The 19,019-nt window shown below is 38.4% G+C and carries 15 protein-coding genes and 1 tRNA gene; 5 read left to right on the plus strand and 11 right to left on the minus strand.

Going from position 1 to position 19,019, the window contains the following annotated elements:
• Positions 1-3 precede the first annotated feature (3 nt).
• The 7 genes from G551_RS0113615 to ilvD all read right to left on the minus strand — a co-directional run bounded on the left by G551_RS0113615 (position 4) and on the right by ilvD (position 10,079).
• A complete protein-coding gene (locus G551_RS0113615; protein ID WP_027886073.1) occupies positions 4-1,140 on the minus strand; it encodes an MFS transporter in 1,137 nt (378 codons plus the stop codon).
• A gap of 127 nt (positions 1,141-1,267) precedes the next feature.
• Entirely contained in the window at positions 1,268-3,181 is a 1,914-nt protein-coding gene (gene acs, locus G551_RS0113620) for an acetate--CoA ligase (protein ID WP_027886074.1), read from the minus strand.
• Positions 3,182-3,342: 161 nt separating this feature from the next.
• A complete protein-coding gene (ilvA, locus tag G551_RS0113625; protein ID WP_027886075.1) occupies positions 3,343-4,605 on the minus strand; it encodes a threonine ammonia-lyase IlvA in 1,263 nt (420 codons plus the stop codon).
• A gap of 250 nt (positions 4,606-4,855) precedes the next feature.
• On the minus strand, positions 4,856-5,902 hold the full coding sequence (ilvC, locus tag G551_RS0113630; RefSeq protein ID WP_027886076.1) for a ketol-acid reductoisomerase: 1,047 nt from the start codon (positions 5,900-5,902) through the stop codon (positions 4,856-4,858).
• 245 nt (positions 5,903-6,147) lie between these two features.
• Positions 6,148-6,687 carry an acetolactate synthase small subunit gene (gene ilvN, locus G551_RS0113635; RefSeq protein ID WP_027886077.1) on the minus strand — a complete coding sequence of 180 codons (540 nt, stop codon included), beginning with the start codon at positions 6,685-6,687 and terminating at the stop codon, positions 6,148-6,150.
• 7 nt (positions 6,688-6,694) lie between these two features.
• The gene (gene ilvB, locus G551_RS0113640; RefSeq protein WP_027886078.1) at positions 6,695-8,404 is read right to left on the minus strand and encodes a biosynthetic-type acetolactate synthase large subunit; all 1,710 of its coding nucleotides are present in this window, start codon (positions 8,402-8,404) and stop codon (positions 6,695-6,697) included.
• Positions 8,388-10,079 carry a dihydroxy-acid dehydratase gene (gene ilvD, locus G551_RS0113645; protein ID WP_027886079.1) on the minus strand — a complete coding sequence of 564 codons (1,692 nt, stop codon included), beginning with the start codon at positions 10,077-10,079 and terminating at the stop codon, positions 8,388-8,390. Before ilvD ends, ilvB begins: the two co-directional genes overlap by 17 nt.
• 639 nt (positions 10,080-10,718) lie before the next feature.
• On the opposite strand from ilvD, the gene G551_RS0113650 reads away from it, so the two are divergent.
• On the plus strand, positions 10,719-11,096 hold the full coding sequence (locus G551_RS0113650) for a response regulator transcription factor (protein WP_027886080.1): 378 nt from the start codon (positions 10,719-10,721) through the stop codon (positions 11,094-11,096).
• A 14-nt stretch (positions 11,097-11,110) separates the two neighbouring features.
• Positions 11,111-11,341 (plus strand): hypothetical protein, encoded by a 231-nt coding sequence (locus G551_RS0113655; RefSeq protein WP_027886081.1) that lies wholly within the window; start codon positions 11,111-11,113, stop codon positions 11,339-11,341.
• A 319-nt stretch (positions 11,342-11,660) separates the two neighbouring features.
• Here the strand turns inward: G551_RS0113655 and G551_RS0113660 are convergent.
• Positions 11,661-11,734 (minus strand) — tRNA-Arg (locus G551_RS0113660).
• Positions 11,735-11,847: 113 nt separating this feature from the next.
• On the opposite strand from G551_RS0113660, the gene G551_RS0113665 reads away from it, so the two are divergent.
• A complete protein-coding gene (locus G551_RS0113665) occupies positions 11,848-12,357 on the plus strand; it encodes an adenine phosphoribosyltransferase (RefSeq protein WP_027886082.1) in 510 nt (169 codons plus the stop codon).
• Here G551_RS0113665 and G551_RS15970 read toward each other — a convergent pair.
• The 3 genes from G551_RS15970 to G551_RS0113680 form a co-directional block, all read right to left on the minus strand.
• The gene (locus G551_RS15970; protein WP_051191411.1) at positions 12,354-12,539 is read right to left on the minus strand and encodes a hypothetical protein; all 186 of its coding nucleotides are present in this window, start codon (positions 12,537-12,539) and stop codon (positions 12,354-12,356) included. The genes G551_RS0113665 and G551_RS15970 overlap by 4 nt on opposite strands.
• Before the next feature lie 72 nt (positions 12,540-12,611).
• Complete coding sequence (locus G551_RS0113675; RefSeq protein ID WP_027886083.1) at positions 12,612-15,137, minus strand: M56 family metallopeptidase; 2,526 nt, start codon at positions 15,135-15,137, stop codon at positions 12,612-12,614.
• Positions 15,137-15,496: a BlaI/MecI/CopY family transcriptional regulator gene (locus G551_RS0113680; protein WP_027886084.1), complete on the minus strand. Its 360-nt coding sequence runs from the start codon at positions 15,494-15,496 to the stop codon at positions 15,137-15,139. Before G551_RS0113680 ends, G551_RS0113675 begins: the two co-directional genes overlap by 1 nt.
• A gap of 256 nt (positions 15,497-15,752) precedes the next feature.
• On the opposite strand from G551_RS0113680, the gene G551_RS0113685 reads away from it, so the two are divergent.
• Both G551_RS0113685 and G551_RS0113690 read left to right on the plus strand, forming a co-directional pair.
• Positions 15,753-16,697 carry a calcium/sodium antiporter gene (locus G551_RS0113685; protein WP_027886085.1) on the plus strand — a complete coding sequence of 315 codons (945 nt, stop codon included), beginning with the start codon at positions 15,753-15,755 and terminating at the stop codon, positions 16,695-16,697.
• 125 nt (positions 16,698-16,822) lie between these two features.
• Positions 16,823-19,009, plus strand: a complete 2,187-nt coding sequence (locus G551_RS0113690) for a glutamine synthetase III family protein (protein ID WP_027886086.1) — start codon at positions 16,823-16,825, stop codon at positions 19,007-19,009.
• The last annotated feature ends 10 nt before the right edge of the window (positions 19,010-19,019 follow it).

Genomic DNA, 19,019 nt, shown 5'->3' on the forward strand with positions numbered 1-19,019 from the left:
AATTTATTTCTGATACAGTTTAAATAGGCTTCTTGAAAACGGAATGAGCATGATACCGCAGCCTAAAAATAATAAGAAGGCTAGTTTTAAACTGAAAAGTTCTGCTAAATACCCAATAATTGGCGGTCCTAATAAGCGTCCTAAAATTCCGTAGGTTGAAATAATAGAAATCGCCATTCCTGCAGAATATTTCGTAGAATCTCCTGCGGAAATAAAGATCATCGGGATCACGGCAGCAGTTCCTAAACCAATGAGACTAAAGCCAACTAAAGCCGGCCAAAAGTAAGGCAGCAAAATAACGGTCGCAATTCCTAACACGATAAGGATGGCACTGAGGTAATACGATTTTTGCATCCCAATTTTCTCAATCACCCTATCGGAAGAAAATCTAGAAATAGCCATAAAAACCATAAAGGTAAAATAGCCTAAGGTGAAAATTTCTTCCCCTACCACATCTTTAAAATAAACGCTACTCCAGTCAAACATCCCGCCTTCACAAACCGAAGCGAAGAAAATTAAAATTCCTAAGTAAAAGATGAAAGGGTCGGGTTTACCAAATTTGATTTTATTACCCGATGTGCTGCGGTCATTTTTCAGTAAATAAAAATAAGCAACACTTGCCCCTGTAAACGTAAATAGTGTTACAATAAGCATGTGCGTAGCGATCGAAATATTAAACTTTAAAAGTAAGGTACATAAGGCAACACCGGTAAGTCCACCGGCGCTCCAAATCCCATGGAAAGACCCGATTATTTTTCGTTTAAATTTTTTCTGAAGCGTGATGGTTTGCGTATTCATAAATATATTGATGATCCGCATACAAAATGAAAATACCGCCACGGCAATGACCAAGGCCACAATGTTGGTGGTGTACCCCACAACAAACAACGAAGCCGCGAAAAATAGCATCGATAATACTAACGGATTTCTGCTACTAAATTTACTTACCATCCAGCCAGAAATAGGTAACCCAATTAGGGAAGCAATAGGCATCACTAAGAGTAAATTCCCTAAATCTGCTTCACTAAAATTAAAAATAGCTTTGATGGTAGGGATGCGAGAAGCCCAAGAAGAAAAGCAAAATCCTGAGAGAAAAAAGCAAGTACTTAGCGCGATCCGCTGTTTAACTTTTAGCTGCATAAACGATAATCAAGGTGAAAAGTGCAAAGATGCTTCAGTTTGAAGAAATAAGAAAAGCTTTTTCGTTTTTATAACAAAAAAAGCCACTCTTTTTCTAGAGTGGCTTTGAAACAGATTAAAAATGAATTTAATTGTTAAGTGAATTATCAATAATCTCCTGAACGATTTCCGGGTTAAGTAATGTACTGGTATCACCCAAACTACCGGTGTCGTTACTGGCAATTTTACGTAAGATTCGACGCATAATTTTACCAGAACGGGTTTTAGGCAAACCAGACACAAACTGAATTTTATCAAGCTTCGCAATGGGCCCGATATGTTCAGTAATTAATTGGTTAATTTCTTTACGTACATTTTCGTGTTTACGTGATTCTCCAGCTTCTTTTAAAATCACGTAACCATAAAGCGCATTTCCTTTTACATCGTGTGGAAAACCTACGATCGCAGATTCTGCCACCGCTTGGTGTTCGTTGATGGCATCTTCAATTGGAGCAGTTCCTAGGTTATGACCAGAAACAATCACCACATCATCGGCACGACCGGTAATTCGGTAATACCCCACATTATCACGCAAAGCACCATCTCCGGAGAAATATTTGTTTTCGTAGGCAGAGAAATAGGTGTCTTTGTAGCGTTGATGATCGCCCCAAACGGTTCTTGCCATTCCCGGCCATGGGAATTTAATACATAATTTTCCTTGTACTTGATAGCCTTTCATTTCATTTCCTTCTTCATCCATCAACGCAGGTTGAATTCCCGGTAGTGGTAAAGTTGCATAGGTAGGAATGGTTGGCGTGGAGTGGGGAAGTGGAGAAATCATAATTCCGCCGGTTTCGGTTTGCCACCACGTATCGACGATCGGACAGTTTTTCTGCCCGACATTATCGTTATACCAGTGCCAAGCCTCTTCGTTAATCGGTTCACCTACAGTTCCTAAAACTTTTAAAGAAGAAAGATCGCGAGATTCTACGTAATCTAAGTTTTCTTTAGCTAACGCACGAATAGCGGTTGGTGCGGTGTAAAATTGATTCACTTTATGCTTTTCAACAATATCCCAAAAGCGACCAAAATCAGGATAACTTGGGACCCCTTCAAACATCACGGTCGTTGCACAATTGGCTAACGGACCGTAAACAATATAACTGTGACCGGTAATCCAACCAATATCGGCCGTACACCAATACACATCGCCGGTTCTATAATTAAATACGTTTTTAAACGTATAAGCGGTATACACCATATAACCACCGCAGGTATGCATCATCCCTTTAGGTTTTCCCGTTGAGCCGGAAGTGTAAAGAATAAACAACGGATCTTCTGCATCCATCATTTCGGGTTTGCAATCTTCTTCTGCTTCATCTAATAAAGGTTGTAACCATTCGTCGCGCCCTTCTTTTAATTCGATATCACTGTCAATACGCTTGGCTATCAAAACAGTCTCTACATCAGGACATTTTTCTAAAGCCGCATCGACAATCCCTTTTAAATCGATGGTTTTAGAACCCCGATACGATCCGTCTGAAGTGATCACCATTTTACAATCGCTATCTAAAATTCTAGTAGCTAAGGCTGATGAAGAAAACCCTGCAAATACGATCGAATGTATCGCACCAATTCGGGCGCAAGCGAGCATCGCCACCGAGAGTTCAGGAATCATCGGTAAATAAATACAGACTCGATCTCCTTTTTTAATGCCTTTGCTTTTGAGAACATTGGCAAATTTACACACACGTCGGTGCAATTCGTTATACGAGATGTGTTGTGCTTCTTCATCGGGATCATTAGGTTCAAAAATAATCGCCGTATCGTCGCCGTGAGAAAATAGATGTTTATCGATACAGTTTTCGGTAATGTTTAATTTGGCACCTTCAAACCATTTTACTTCAGGTTTAGAAAAATCCCATTCCAGCACTTTATCCCAACGTTTACGCCAGAGAAAATGCTCTTCTGCGATTTCTTCCCAAAACTTTTCAGGATAGCGAACCGATTTTCTATAGACTTGAAAATATTCTTCTAAATGTTTAATGTGATAATTACTCATAAATAATATGTGGTTAATTTTACTTATCGAACTCTAGAAAATGATGAAGAATTCAGATAATAAATTATTATTCCTTAAAAATAAAGTAATAACATAATAAATCAGCTAAATTTTAATGAATTATTCTATCATATTCATTAGGTATTGATAGAATAGTTCATTTACACCAAAATATTCATCAAACTTTCCTTAGGATTAATGTAATCCCCAAAGAATTGTAAATCTTTCATTCGGCTTAATAGCGGTTCAAAATCTTTTTTAGCCTTTAATTCGATGCCCACGACCGCATAACCTTTTTCGCGAGAATTTTTTTTGATGTATTCAAAATGGGTAATATCATCCGTTGCGCCTAACACTTCTACCACAAATTGTTTTAAAGCCCCGGCACGTTGCGGAAATCGAACCAAAAAATAATGTTTAAGTCCGTTATACAACAAGGCTCGTTCTTTAATTTCTTCCATGCGGGTAATATCGTTGTTGCCGCCGCTAACCACGCAAACCACATGTTTCCCTTTTATTTCTTCAGAAAACTGTTCGAGTGCGGCTAAGGTTAAGGCTCCGGCAGGTTCTACCACGATCGCATCTTTGTTGTAGAGGTTCAGGATGGTTTCACAAATTTTACCTTCGTCTACGGTAAGCACTTTTTCTAAATTTTGCTTACAGATCTGAAAAGTAAGGTCGCCCACTTTTTTTACGGCCGCTCCATCTACAAATTTATCGATGAGGTGTAGCTCTGTATTTTCATTTTTATCGATCGAGATCGACATCGAGGCAGCACCTTTCGGTTCTACCCCAATAATTTTGGTGTGTGGTGAAAGGGCTTTAAACACACTGCTTACGCCAGAAGCGACGCCCCCACCGCCAATCGGTACAAAAACATAATCGATCGAGTCTTTAGCAGCGGCTAAAATCTCTAAGGCAATTGTGCCTTGCCCTTCCATAATTTTAGGATCATCAAACGGATGGATCACCGTACTTTGGTGTAGCTCGCTATACCGCATGGCTTCTACCTTGGCATCATCAAAGGTATCGCCTACTAAAATCACTTCTACGCGATCTTCCCCAAACATGCGAACCTGCTGTACTTTTTGAAGTGGAGTAGGCGTAGGCATAAAAATTTTAGCATCGATATTTAACTTTTTACAAGAATACGCCACGCCTTGCGCGTGATTGCCCGCGCTGGCACAAACCACACCTTTTGCTCTTTCTTCCGCCGTTAACGAAACAATTTTATGATATGCGCCTCTAATTTTATACGAGCGCACCCGTTGCTGGTCTTCTCTTTTTAAAAAGATTTGCGCCTCGAAATCCTTAGAATAACTTCGGTTCTTCTCTAGCGGCGTGTTTTTAGCGACGCCTTCTAAATTCTTTTGCGCTTTTTTGATTTCTGCTAAAGAAAGTTGCGGTAAAGTTTGCGTTTTCATGATGATTTTAAATTAGTACAGCGACAGATTGGATTTATTTGGGCGTTTCCCTGCGTGTCGGGCTTTGCGTTACAATTCCTCACAAATTTTCGCTAAGGCTTCAATTTGTTGCGGGATTTTCACTACTATCCCTAACGCAATCAAAACCACCCCGCCCTTTGGGCACCCCTCCTTTATAAGGAGGGGAACTTTTTCTAATATCTAGGACCTAACACCTCATCCCTATTTCCTAACACCTATCAACCTGTTTTTAGTTGTTTTCCGGTCTTAATTTTCTTACTTGCGCACCGGTTTGCCATAATTCAGATTCGCGTAATTCTTTTAACTCTTCTTCCAGTTTTACACGGTAATCTTCTTTTTCATTGGCTTTAATCGTTACGCGAGCTTCTTCTCCGGTTTTTACACTATCGTAAAGATCGTCAAACACCGGGAGGGTCGCTTCTCTAAATTTATGGCGCCAGTCTAAAGCTCCGCGTTGCGCGGTGGTCGAGCAATTGGCATACATCCAATCCATTCCGTTTTCGGCGACTAAAGGCATTAAACTTTGGGTAAGTTCTTCCACCGTTTCATTAAAGGCTTCTGAAGGTGAATGTCCGTTTTTACGTAAAACTTCATATTGCGCTTCAAAAACTCCGGCTAAAGCTCCCATTAAGATTCCGCGTTCTCCGGTAAGATCGGAGTAGACTTCTTTCTGAAAATCGGTTTCAAATAAATACCCCGAACCTACGCCAATGCCTAACGCAACGACACGGTCATAGGCTTTTCCCGTAGCATCTTGAAAAATAGCATAACTCGAATTCAATCCTTTTCCTTCTACAAAAAGTCGGCGTAAAGACGTTCCCGAACCTTTTGGGGCGACTAAAATCACATCGACATCTTTGGGCGGCACAATGCCGGTTTGGTCTTTATAGGTAATTCCGAAGCCGTGCGAAAAATAAAGCGCATCGCCGGGATTTAATTGATTTTTTACGGTTTCCCACTGAGCGATTTGTCCGGCATCAGAAAGTAAGTATTGCACAATCGTTCCGCGTTTGGCAGCTTCTTCTACTTCAAAAAGCGTTTCACCGGGAACCCAGCCATCGGCAACAGCCTTGTCCCAAGTTTTAGAGTTTTTACGTTGGCCTACGATCACGTTAAAGCCGTTGTCTTTTAGGTTAAGCGCTTGCCCTGGACCTTGAACTCCGTACCCGATAACCGCGATGGTTTCTTCTTTTAAAGTTGCTACTGCTTTAGCTAAAGGGAACTCCTCTCGAGTGACTACATTTTCTTCTACGCCGCCAAAATTTAATTTTGCCATGATTTTTGTATTTAAGTTTTATGAATTGTATTAAGGTTAATTTTTGATGTCATCTTGAAGCACTTCGACAAGCTCCGTGTGACAACACTGAATTAATTTATTGATAGTATTTATTGAACTTTTCGTCATTCCGGACTTGATCCGGAATCTCATTATATTTTTTAAAATTTATTCTGAGGATGCGACCCTGAATCAACATTTCGACTCCGCTCTATGTGACAAGCAGGGTGACGTTAATATGAACTTTAGTATCTAAAGGTGGAAGCCTTTTCGACTTCTGCCATGTATTCTTTAAATTCTTTCATCTGTTTGGGGATCGCTACGCGCCCAGATCGTACAAAGCCTAACAAGCCGTAGGGTTCTAACTTGTTATAAAGCGCCTGTGTATCGGTTTTATGACCTGTCTTTTCGATGATCGTAAATTCAGCTTCGACCGTTAAAATGCGAGCATTACTACTTCTAATGATCTCTTCCACATCTTCTCCGGAAGCTAACGCTGAAGTAGGCACTTTATAAAGTGCGATTTCCTGATGGACCATCTCGTCGTTGCGGTGGTAAAAAGCTTTCACCACATCGACCTGTTTTTCGATTTGCTGAATTACTTTAACGACCAAGCTTTCTTCTTCTTCCACTACAATGAAGTAGCGGTGAACGCCTTCAACCTCACTAGCCGAAGCGGTGATGCTTTCAATATTAATATGTCTTCGGGTGAAGATGATGCTTACCCGATTTAGTAAGCCAATTTTATCTTCGGTAAATACCGATATGGTGAATTCTTCTTTCATCTTTTTTTTATTTTAATCGCACTTCAGAAACACAGCATCCGGTAGGAATCATGGGGAATACATTGTTTTCTCTCCCTACCATCACTTCTAATAAATAGCTGCCTTTGTGATTTAAAAATCCGTTGAGCGCTTCTTCTAAGTGTTCTCGTTGTTCTACACGTTCGGTTTCGATATGATAACCTTTGGCGATGGTTTGAAAATCTGGGTTCACCATTTCGGTGAACGAATAGCGACGCTCAAAAAACAGTTCTTGCCATTGGCGAACCATGCCTAGAAATTCATTATTCAATACCAAGATTTTCACATCGATCTGCGATTGGAAAATGGTGCCTAACTCTTGGATCGTCATTTGAAAACCGCCGTCGCCCACTACACAGATCACTTCACGATCGGGAGCTCCTAATTTGGCACCGATCGCTGCCGGAAGGCCAAAGCCCATCGTGCCTAAACCACCGGAAGTCACATGACTTCGCCATTGGTCGTGCTCGTAGTACCGTTGTGCTGCCATTTGATGCTGCCCCACATCGGTCACGATCACTGCTTTTCCTAGGGTTTTATCCGAGATTTTTTTGATCACTTCACCCATCGTCATTTCTTTTTCTAACGAAGGAGAAAGTTCTTCTTCTACGACTTCTAAAAACTCTTTTTGCTTGCAGTTGTAGAATTCTTGCTTCCAGTCGTCGTGCTTTTTTTCTTCTAAAAGCTCGGTAAGCATTTGCAGCGATTGTTTACAATTGCCAAGAACCGGCACCTCGGCATATACGTTTTTATTGATTTCTGCCGGATCAATTTCGAGATGAATGACTTTGGCTTGTTTGGCATAGCGACTTAAATCTCCGGTCACCCGATCGTCAAAACGCATGCCGACAGCTATTAACACATCACATTCGTTGGTGAGTAAATTAGGGCCGTAATTACCGTGCATCCCTAACATGCCCATATTGAGTGGGTGATGTGAAGAAAGTGCAGAAATTCCTAAAATGGTCCACGCCGAAGGAAGGTCTCCTTTTTCAATAAATTTTCTAAATTCTTCCTGCGCTTCTGCCAACACCACTCCTTGGCCAAAAAGCACATAAGGTTTTTTCGCTTGATTGATTAAGGCGGCCGCTTTTTTAATTTGTGCTTCGTTTACCGGATTATCGGGAACATAGCTGCGAACACTTTGGCAAGCTTCATATTCAAATTCAAAACTTTCAAACTGTGCATCTTTGGTAATATCGATCAATACCGGTCCCGGTCTTCCGGTTTTTGCCACATAAAAAGCTTTGGCTAAGGCCTGCGGAATATCTTTCGCTTGGGTCACTTGGATGTTCCATTTGGTCACCGGCGTCGAAATGCCGACCACATCGGTTTCCTGAAAAGCATCGGTACCCAAAAGATTGCTGCCTACTTGCCCGGTGATGCAAACTAAGGGCGTTGAATCGATCTGCGCATCGGCCAAACCGGTAATAAGATTGGTTGCTCCCGGCCCCGATGTAGCGATGCAAACACCAACTTTCCCCGAGACGCGTGCGTAACCTTGTGCGGCGTGAATAGCACCTTGTTCGTGTCGTGTTAAAATGTGTGCTAACCGATCGCGATAATCGTACATCGAATCGTACACCGGCATAATGGCTCCGCCGGGATAGCCAAACAAATATTCCGTTTCTTCTAGCAAAAGACATTTCACCACGGCTTCCGCTCCTGTGATGACTGTTGTTTTAGTTGATACTTCCATGAGCTTTATCGGTTACGCATCCTAAGGATGCAGAGGTTACAGATTGTGCATATTTAAAGAGCGCTCCCCGGGATACTTTTAGTGGTGGCGCTTTCCATTCTTTTTGGCGTTCTTGTAATTCTTCTTCAGACAGGTGAACGTCGATCGTATTTTTTTCAGCATCGATGGTAATTTGATCACCATCTTTCAGTAAACCAATTGTGCCGCCAACTTGTGCTTCGGGAGTAATGTGCCCCACCACAAAACCGTGCGTACCACCGGAAAATCTTCCATCGGTAATTAAAGCCACTTTCTTCCCTAAACCTCTTCCCATAATGGCCGAAGTAGGTTTGAGCATTTCCGGCATTCCGGGTCCGCCTTTAGGACCTTCATAACGGATCACCACCACATCGCCTTCTTTTACTTCTCCGTTAGCAATCCCATCGTTGGCTTCATATTCGCCATTGTAGATTTTAGCGGTTCCCGAAAAGAGTAAACCTTCTTTTCCGGTGATTTTTGCTACGGCACCTTCCGGAGCTAAGTTTCCTTTTAGAATTCGTAAATGACCGGTAGGTTTTAAAGGTTGTTCTACGGAATGAAGAATCTCTTGTTCCGAAGAAAGTGAAGGAACCTCTGCTAAATTTTCGGCTAAGGTTTTCCCAGTTACGGTAAGGCAATCGCCATGTAAATAGCCTTTTTCTAATAAATATTTCATCACGGCGGGTGTTCCGCCAATTTGATGCAGGTCTTCCATCAAGTATTTACCGCTCGGTTTAAGATCGGCTAAATAGGGAACTTGATCGCTAATACGCTGAAAATCGTCTATCTTAAAATCGACGCCTGCGGCATCGGCGATCGCTAAAAAGTGGAGCACCGCATTGGTCGAACCGCCTAAGGCAATGACGACGGTAATCGCGTTTTCAAATGATTTTTTTGAAACGATATCGGAAGGTTTTAAATCTTTTTTCAGTAACTCCATCACGGCTTCTCCGGCTTTGGTACATTCGGCTACTTTTGCATTTCCCACCGCAGGATTAGAAGCATTGTAGGGCAATGAAAAGCCCAAGGCTTCAATCGCGGAAGCCATGGTGTTGGCTGTGTACATCCCACCGCAAGCGCCGGGACCGGGACAAGCATGATGAATTACTTTTTTAAATTCGCACTCCTTCATTTTTCCGGCAGATTTTTCTCCCCAAGCTTCAAAGGCAGAAACAATATCTAGCTTTTTATCGCCTAATTTTCCGGAAGCAATCGTGCCACCGTATACCATCACGGAAGGTCTGTTTAACCGAAACATGGCCATTAACGCACCTGGCATGTTCTTATCGCAACCTACGACGGTGACGAGCGCATCGTAGCTCATGCCTTGGATCACGGTTTCCATAGAATCGGCGATAATATCGCGGGAAGGAAGTGAAAAGCGCATTCCCGGAGTTCCCATCGATATCCCGTCACTTACGCCAATGGTATTGAATACGAGACCCACACCATCATTACTGTTGATCCCGGTTTTTACATGTTGCGCGAGGTCGTTGAGGTGCATATTGCACGGGTTGCCTTCAAAGCCTGTACTGCCAATGCCGATGAAGGGTTTGTCTAAATCTTCATCGGTTAATCCTAAAGCGTGTAGCATGGCTTGCGAAGCAGGCTGGGAGGGATCTTGGGTGACGCGCTGACTAAATTTGTTGAGTTTCATGGTTTTGTTCTTTAACTAAAAAGCCCTTCTCGGTAGGAGAAGGGCTTTTATTTATACTTTCAATGATAGCAATACCTTCTCAGCTCATTATTGGAATAATAATGACTAAAAGAATAATGCTAATTACGATGTTATTGTTTGTTTTCATCTCGGTAAATAAAAAAACCATCCGAAAAAGGATGGCTTCAATTTTGGGTACCATCCATCTGTTAATTTCTAATAATAGAAATGACTAAGCAGTTGATGGATCTATTTTTATTTAATTTCTTCATAATTGTTTGATGAAAGTATATAACTCTCATTGATTGACCAAAATAAAATTCAATTAAAATGTTAAAATCATTTATTTTTGTAGATATTTTATTTTTAGGTATCTCAAATTGAGAATCTTTTAATTTAAAATTTATGAACTTCTAATATTTACTTCTACCATTTCAAGACGAATGAATTTTTAAATAAATGATAAGGTTCATTTTACGATTCTAAGTGTTACTTCTTAAGTAGTTATTTGTATGATTATATAACACGTCGTTATATAATTACCGTTTGTTGATAAAAATTTACCGTTGGTCGTTTTTGAGGCTGCTCAAAGGCTTATCTAAATACTTTTATCGCTCTAAACCACTTAACAACAACGGTATGAAAAAACAAATACTCATCGTAGACGATAAGCAAAGTTTAAGTGCTTTGGTCGCTCAATTTCTACATCAAAATTTTGAAGTGATCACGAAAAAGAACGGGATGGAAGCTATGTTGTGGTTGCAAGATTCTCATCTTCCCGATTTAATTATTACCGACCTAGAAATGCCGAAAATGGACGGGCTAGAGTTGATCAAACGTATAAAAGAAAGCGGTTTTTTCGCCGAGATCCCCGTCATGGTACTCAGCTGTAAATACACCAGCAAAGACCGTATCGAATGTTTAAAAGCCGGCGCTACCGATTATATGGTGAAACCTTTTAATCCGGAAGAATTACTTATTCGCTTAGAGAATATTTTACAGAAGTCTATTGCCTAAATTACCCAAAGATCATGAAAGCTAAGCACCACCCACCATTATCGATCGTATATGTAGGAAATGACGAAAGCGTGATCGCTGCTTTTCAGCAGTTAGAGGCGATTCGTTTTCATACTTTCAAAAACACTTACGAGACTTTTAAAGGTCTTGAAGAAATTGAACCTATAGATGCGTTCGTATGTGAGAACGATTTGCCGGGGCAAAGCGGACTTTCTTTTTATGATCAGTTTTTTCAGCACTTTTAGCGGAAAGCAAAAATTTAATTTATCTTAATTAGTGACTATTTCTCAGACGATTTTATTAAGAAATCTGCTGCGAGAGATAGCGACGATTGTTATATAAAATCCATAATTGCGCAACGTTTGATAAATCGTGTATTGTTTTTAAAGTATTATCCAGCTTGATTTGAAGTTATTACCAAAATAGAAGCCTAGCTGCTATTTTAAACTTTTAGCTTTTTATGATTGAAGTATTTTTAGAAATATCTTCAACTTTGAGTAGAAACTATAGAAAAATTTTCAACTAAAAAACCACGCTTTTAGAGCGTGGTTTTTAAAATTTTTGTGACCTCGGCAGGATTCAAACCTGCAACCTTCTGAGCCGTAATCAGATGCGCTATTCAGTTGCGCCACGAGGCCTTTTTGCGGGTGCAAATATATTTCTTTTCTACAATAATACAAAGCCTTTTGCGAGAAAATTCTTATTTTAATTTTCAGGTCTTATGTTTATCTTCGAATCTACAACATAAGCTATGAATTTAGAAGACTATATTAGAATTGTACCCGACTTTCCTAAGGAAGGGATTTCTTATAAAGATATTACCCCGCTATTGCAAAATCCTAAGGCTTTAGACTACTGTGTGCAAAAGTTCACAGAAAGCATCTCTGCTGAAATCGATTTGGTGGTGGGCATAGAATCTCGAGGTTATTTTTTAGCGACCTTATTGGCAAAACATTTTGATGCAGGTTTTGTACCGATTCGGAAAAAAGGAAAATTACCCTATACTACTTTACAAGAAAGTTACGATCTAGAATACGGTCAAGATGTTTTAGAAATCCATGAAGATGCGATACAAGCGAGCCAAAAAGTTTTAATTCACGACGATGTACTGGCCACCGGCGGGACGGCAAAAGCGGCTTGTAATTTGGTTGAACGCTTGGGCGGAGAAATTGTTCAGTGTAACTTTTTGATTGAGTTGGCTTTTCTAGAAGGAAGAAAAAAGTTAAGTACTGTTGAAGTCAACTCACTTTTACAATATTAGTTGCTTAATAGTTTCTGGTTCGGGTTCGTAGCAGCATGTTTAGTTACCCAAGTTTTCCAAGCAATGATCGCCAATTGAAGTTTACTGGCTTTCTGCAGGTCTAACCCTTTTTTGGTGTAATTAGGCAAGACCAATTTATTGAGTTTTGAAAGTCCTCTAAAAATGGAAGTTTTAAGATTCATGATTTTTCTTTTAAAAATACAAAAACCTCAACGAAAAGAAGTTGAGGTTATGAAGTTTAGCAAATTTTTAAGCTATTTTGTATTGATGACTATCACACCTGCTTTAGCTTTTTCTCCGAATTTTTTTATTGCAATGTCTCCGTCTGCAGAAAATACTGTTTTAATTTTAGTTTGATCTAATTGTTGGAGCTGTCTCCGTGAGGTTTCTTTTCCGTCTACCAGAATTAAGAGATTTTTGTTTTTAATGAGGTCTTGGTATTTTTTCTGTTTTAAAATGTCTTCCGGTAAAAGTCTATCTTTTTCATTTTTACCATACAGCTCAAATTCCATTACCTTTTTACCTTTTGCATCAATATTCAGAATCTTTTTAGCATCTTCAGATGTGTAAACACGTATGTTTTTAATTTTGTCTGCTTTAATTTTATCTAATTCTTCTTTTTCAATAAGACTGTTGCCAACCACAAAGAGGTAATCCCCATCTTCATAATTTTTACCTTTTGAAATAAACCATACATCATCAGCTTGATTTTTAGATTCTAATAAAGATATCACGACCACGCCATTTTTTCCTTCTTCACCATATTTTTCGATGGCATTTTCATCTTTCAGTACATTTATACTTTTGATGGTTGAAGGATCTAACTCATTTAACTCTTCTTTTTCAACTTTTTTACCGTCGATTAAATAAAGAGGTGCTGGAAGGTCACTTTTGTAAGTGAGACTATTCTTTGTTTTTGAAATTTCAACAGTATTGCTTTTTTTTGAATTCGTATGGGTAGTTGAATTTTTTATTTCCTCTTCTGTTTTAAGGGTAATTTCGATCACACCATTTTTTCCTTTTTCACCATATTTCTCTGTAGCATTTTCACCTTTAAGTATATTCATACTTTTAATGAGTGAAGGCTCTAGATTTTTCATTTCTTCTTGCGTAGCTTCTTTTCCATCGATAAGAATTAGAGGATCTTTTTGTTGAGAAGTCATTATGCTGTTAGCTATTTGTTCATTTTCTTGTGGTGAACCGGTAGCATGAATGTTTTCAGCTTTTTTAATAAATACTTGATCTGAAAATTTATCATGCTTTTGTGAGCTTACTTTTATTCCTGAAAATTGAATGATGCTGGCTTTGGCTTCTTCGTTAATTTTAATAAAGGTCATTGGTTTCGAACCTTTCATTTCCTCAGTATAGTTAGGAATTATTTTACCTTCAATGTAAAGGATTCCATTTTTTTCTGAAGAATTTGATACTTTTATAGTGTTGTTTTTTAGTTCATCTAAGTTTTTTATATTTCCGTTTAAAACAATTTTTTCACCATTAGTTATTAACTTGCTTAAAGTTAAAGTATTTGATTCACTGCGATTCTGCTTAGGTATATTATTACTATGGGTTGTTTTACCGGTATAAAAATTTATTTGCCCATCTGTTTCTACACTATTTATAAATAATCGATCGATAGGCTTATTACCATTATTAGAAGAAGCGGTACTAGTTGATTTTTCTTGTTTTATCTCAATTGTTAAACTAGTCAATTCATTCTTTTTATTGTAGTTAACATCGCTAAAATTCATAATGACATTAAACTCATCTTTCAAGAATTTTTGATCAGCATTTAATTGTTCTTTAGTAGTGTTGCCATCATAATTAATTTTAATTTCTTTGATGAAGCTTTTACTTTCAATAGAATCAGTTAATATTTCCTCTTGAAATTTTTCTGAAGTTTCTTCAAGTTGAACATACTCAACCTCTTCATTTACATTAAAACTCCATAAGAAGAAACCTAATAGAGGTAAAATAATAAGACTTTTAAAAAAGACTGTTTTTTGTGATGGTTTTTTGTTTAACATAACGATTCGTTTTTTGATTAATGATTGATAAAATTGATTCGCCAAGCTTGGAGCTTTATAATTGGTAGAAACTTTTAATAAAGTTAATTCGTAGTTTTTTTGCTGCAGATTACTTTCATTAGCAACCTCATGATCGGCGATAAACTCTAAATTTTCTAAAATTCTTTTTTGGTATCCCCAGGCTAGTGGATTAAACCAAAATGCAATAAGTAGAAACTGGTTAAGCAATACATCGATCGAATGGTATTGGCGACCGTGAATTTTTTCATGCTGAATAATAAAATTTAATTCCTCCCGGTTATACGATTTTAGGTAGTAAGCAATGTATTTAAAAAATGAAAATGGCGAGATTTTCTCGTGTAGTTCTATATGGTAAAAACCATCAGTGTCTTTATATTTTGGCTTGTTTAAGATCTTGATTAAGCCAATTAATTGCGCACTAAACCGAATAAACATGACCACAACTCCGGCTATATAAATATAAAAAAGGAGTTGCCACCAATTAAAAGGTTCAGGTCCTTCCGAATTATAATTAGTGATCGGTATATCACCGAAATTAAATGCAGTAGGTGCACGCTCGATATAAGTAACTTGCGTAAACTCGATCAACGGAAAAACTAACGCACAAATCACGCCTGCTAATAAAAAATAGCGGTTTTGATTAAAAAGCGTCTCTTTTTTGAGCAAGAAAAAATCGACTAAGAAAAATAAACTCAGTATCGCCGTGCTTTTCCATAAGTAAACATAAAATTCCATTACTTTTTATTTTCGATAATTTCTAAAATTTCCCGTAACTCTTCCGCGCTAATTTTCTCTTCCTTCGCAAAAAACGAAACCATTTTTTTATACGAATTATCAAAAAATTTCTGAGAAGCATTTTTCATAAAATACGAGCTGTAAGCCTCTATACTAATGGTAGGGTAATAGCGATGAGTATTCCCAAAAGCCTCGTGCGCTACAAAATTTTTATCTTCTAGTTTGCGTACTAGGGTCGACACCGTATTGTAATGCAATTTGCTATTAGGCATTTCAGCTAAGATCTCTTTCACAAAAGCCTTTTTAAGCTTCCATAGGGCCTGCATCACTTCTTCTTCTTTGTTGGTAAGTTTTTCCATTTTGTAAAATATATTTGGGCGTTTCCCTTCGGGTCAGGCTATTCGCTATATCTTTTTTGTTGTCATGCTGAGCTTGTCGAAGCACAACAAAAAAGGATGCCGCTTCTATCCTTAACGCTTTTCAAACTTATAACTAAAAAATAAGTTATGCAACTATTTTTGTAGTTAACCAACTAAAGGTGTAGTTTTTGTTTGTTTTTCAATATTTTACTAATCCATAATAAAACGATTATCTTCGCAAGAAAAATAGCTTACTATGTCTATAGTTTTAATAGTTGCCGGTTTTATTTTGTTAGTGGTAGGAGGAGAGTATTTAGTGCGATCTTCCGTAGCCTTATCTTTTAAATTCAACATCTCTAAAATGGTGATCGGGCTAACCGTGGTTTCTTTTGCAACTTCGTTACCAGAGTTGCTCGTGAGTTTGCAAGCTGCTTTAGATGGATTTTCAGATATAAGTTTAGGTAATGTGATTGGCTCTAATATTGCGAACATAGGTCTGGTGTTAGGGATCACTTCCATCATTAGTTCGATCGATGTCGATAAAGATTTTTATAAATTCAATTGGCCGGTAATGGTCTTGTTTTCTTTAGCGCTTTATGTCTTTTTGCAAAGCGGTTATCAGATATCTCGACTTGAAGGCGGAATTTTCTTAGCGGCTATTGTACTTTATTTATTCATTTTAATACGAAGAGCCAGAAAACACGATGAGGTCGCTACGGAGGAAGTCGATGATAGTTTGCAGGGTGTTTCTGGATTTAAAATTGTGATTTGGCTATTAATTGGTGGAGCGGCACTTTATTTTGGATCTGAATGGCTGGTAGAAGGTTCGGTAGATCTAGCGAAAAAATTAGGCGTAAGCGAGCGCGTAATTTCAGTAACCATGATCGCTATTGGTACGAGCGTTCCCGAGTTAGCAGCTTCCGTGATTGCGGCGCTTAAAAAAGAAAAAGCACTTTCGTTAGGTAATTTAATTGGTTCTAATATTTTTAATATTGCTTCAGTTTTAGGAGTAACTGCGCTTATTAATCCCATTAACTTAGAATCTAAAGCAGTCTTAACTAACGATATATTTTGGATGTTGGGGTTTGCCATAATTTTATTACCTTTAGTGTTCCTTCCGAAGCGTTACATCTTCAGCAGATATAAAGGTTTAATTATCTTTATAGGGTATGCTGTGTTTGTAGGGCTTACTTTTTCTTAGCAGCTCTTCAAATTTAGGGGTAAGATAATTTTAAGAATACTTTTTTAAGAACTTAATGAAAAAAATTAGGGGGTATTTATAAAAATACTATTTTTGTGCCTAGCAACACAAAAAGTTAATTATAAATGTCAACGCTAAGATTTCAAGCTTTAAAGAAAACATTAAACAGAAAGCCGATAGAGGTAGAAGAACCTGCCAGGCGATCTGAAATTTTTGGTAAAAACGTATTCAATGAACCGGCTATGCGCCAATACCTTACCAAAGATTCTTACAATAGTGTGATGGATGCTATCGAAAAAGGTTCTAAAATCGATAGAAATTTAGCCGATCATATTTCAACCGGATTAAAAGAGTGGGCGATCTCTAAAGGAGCAACGCATTACACACACTGGTTTCAACCTTTAACAGGTTCTACTGCAGAGAAACACGATGCCTTTTTTGAGCCAACCGGTAACGGTTCTGCGATCGAAAAATTTGGCGGTAGTGCTTTAGTACAGCAAGAACCAGATGCATCTAGTTTCCCTAACGGCGGAATTAGAAATACTTTTGAAGCAAGAGGTTATACTGCTTGGGATCCTACTTCTCCTGCATTTATTTTAGGAACTACACTTTGTATTCCTACCGTATTTGTATCATATACAGGAGAAGCGTTAGATTATAAAGTGCCATTATTACGTTCGTTGCAAGCTTTAGATAGTGCAGCGACAGAAGTAGCGAAATATTTTGATAAAAAAGTAACTAAAGTAAATGCTACTTTAGGATGGGAGCAAGAATATTTCTTGGTAGATTCGGCATTAGCAGCTTCTCGCCCAGACTTAGTTTTAGCGGAAAGAACTTTATTAGGTCACGCACCGGCTAAAGGTCAGCAGTTAGACGACCATTATTTTGGTTCTATCCCAACACGTGTAATTAACTATATGCGTGATTTGGAAACCGAATGTATGTTATTAGGTATTCCTGTAAAAACGCGTCATAACGAGGTGGCACCTAACCAATTTGAGTTAGCGCCAATTTTTGAAGAAGTAAACTTAGCGGTAGATCACAACTTATTATTAATGGATGTGATGGATAAGGTTGCTGAGCGCCACCATTTCAAAGTGCTTTTCCACGAGAAACCATTTGCAGGAGTAAACGGTAGTGGTAAGCATAACAACTGGTCGTTAGCAACAAACACAGGAGTTAATTTGTTAAGTCCTGGTAGCACGCCAATGAAGAACCTTCAGTTTTTAACTTTCTTTATTAATACGATCAAAGCGGTTTACGATAACGAAGAGTTAATCCGTTCTTCTATTGCAACAGCATCTAACGATCACCGTTTAGGAGCGAACGAAGCGCCACCGGCAATTATTTCGGTTTTCATCGGTTCTCAGTTAACTAAAGTTCTTGATGAATTAGAAAAAGTAACCGATGGTAAACTTTCTCCGCAAGAAAAAACAGATCTTAAATTAAACGTAGTAGGTAAAATTCCAGAAATTTTACTAGATAACACCGATCGTAACAGAACTTCACCTTTCGCCTTTACCGGGAATAAATTTGAGTTTAGAGCCGTAGGTTCAACTGCAAACTGCTCTAACCCAATGACCGTTTTAAACGCGGCGGTAGCGAAGCAACTTCAAGATTTTAAAGTTGAAGTAGATAAGCTTGTGAAAGATAAGAAGATGAAGAAAGACGATGCGATCTTCAATGTGCTTAGAGAATACATCAAAAAATCTAAGAAAATTAGATTTGAAGGTGATGGTTACGGGGAAGCTTGGGAAAAAGAAGCTGAAAAGCGTGGCTTAAGCAATAACAAGAAAACTCCGGAAGCTTTAAAAGTTAAAATCGCAGACAAAACCATTAAGTTGTTTGAAGATTTAGGAGTAATGAACCGTGTAGAGATGGAAGCACGTCACGAAATTGAAGTAGAAGAATATGCAATGCATATCCAGATCGAAGGTCGTGTGTTAGGTGACATCGCGAGAAATCACGTGATTCCAACTGCAATTAGATACCAAAACATTCTAATTAAAAACGTACAAGGGCTTAAAGAAATTTACGGAAGTGAATTTAAAACGCACGCAGCAGAGCAATTAACGATCATTGAAGATATTTCGGGTCATATTGCTAAGATCAATAAAGGGATCACCGAAATGATCGATGCACGTCGTGAAGCAAACAAGTTAGAAGATGCTGAAGAAAAAGCATTTGCTTATTGCGATAAAGTAAGACCTTATTTTGACGATATTAGATATCACTGCGATAAATTAGAGATCTTGGTTGACGATGAATTATGGCCAATCACTAAATACAGAGAATTGTTATTCACGTATTAATCTGAATAAC

It is taken from the genome of Mesonia mobilis DSM 19841, from assembly GCF_000423405.1.
GTDB classification, from domain to species: Bacteria; Bacteroidota; Bacteroidia; order Flavobacteriales; family Flavobacteriaceae; genus Mesonia; species Mesonia mobilis.

Bases quoted from the DNA above. Each gene is read 5' to 3' on its own strand.
- G551_RS0113615 (WP_027886073.1), bottom strand. From the start codon at position 1,140: ATGCAGCTAAAAGTTAAACAGCGGATCGCGCTAAGTACTTGCTTTTTT.
- acs (WP_027886074.1), bottom strand. From the start codon at position 3,181: ATGAGTAATTATCACATTAAACATTTAGAAGAATATTTTCAAGTCTAT.
- ilvA (WP_027886075.1), bottom strand. From the start codon at position 4,605: ATGAAAACGCAAACTTTACCGCAACTTTCTTTAGCAGAAATCAAAAAA.
- ilvC (WP_027886076.1), bottom strand. From the start codon at position 5,902: ATGGCAAAATTAAATTTTGGCGGCGTAGAAGAAAATGTAGTCACTCGA.
- ilvN (WP_027886077.1), bottom strand. From the start codon at position 6,687: ATGAAAGAAGAATTCACCATATCGGTATTTACCGAAGATAAAATTGGC.
- ilvB (WP_027886078.1), bottom strand. From the start codon at position 8,404: ATGGAAGTATCAACTAAAACAACAGTCATCACAGGAGCGGAAGCCGTG.
- ilvD (WP_027886079.1), bottom strand. From the start codon at position 10,079: ATGAAACTCAACAAATTTAGTCAGCGCGTCACCCAAGATCCCTCCCAG.
- G551_RS0113650 (WP_027886080.1), top strand. From the start codon at position 10,719: ATGAAAAAACAAATACTCATCGTAGACGATAAGCAAAGTTTAAGTGCT.
- G551_RS0113655 (WP_027886081.1), top strand. From the start codon at position 11,111: ATGAAAGCTAAGCACCACCCACCATTATCGATCGTATATGTAGGAAAT.
- G551_RS0113665 (WP_027886082.1), top strand. From the start codon at position 11,848: ATGAATTTAGAAGACTATATTAGAATTGTACCCGACTTTCCTAAGGAA.
- G551_RS15970 (WP_051191411.1), bottom strand. From the start codon at position 12,539: ATGAATCTTAAAACTTCCATTTTTAGAGGACTTTCAAAACTCAATAAA.
- G551_RS0113675 (WP_027886083.1), bottom strand. From the start codon at position 15,137: ATGGAATTTTATGTTTACTTATGGAAAAGCACGGCGATACTGAGTTTA.
- G551_RS0113680 (WP_027886084.1), bottom strand. From the start codon at position 15,496: ATGGAAAAACTTACCAACAAAGAAGAAGAAGTGATGCAGGCCCTATGG.
- G551_RS0113685 (WP_027886085.1), top strand. From the start codon at position 15,753: ATGTCTATAGTTTTAATAGTTGCCGGTTTTATTTTGTTAGTGGTAGGA.
- G551_RS0113690 (WP_027886086.1), top strand. From the start codon at position 16,823: ATGTCAACGCTAAGATTTCAAGCTTTAAAGAAAACATTAAACAGAAAG.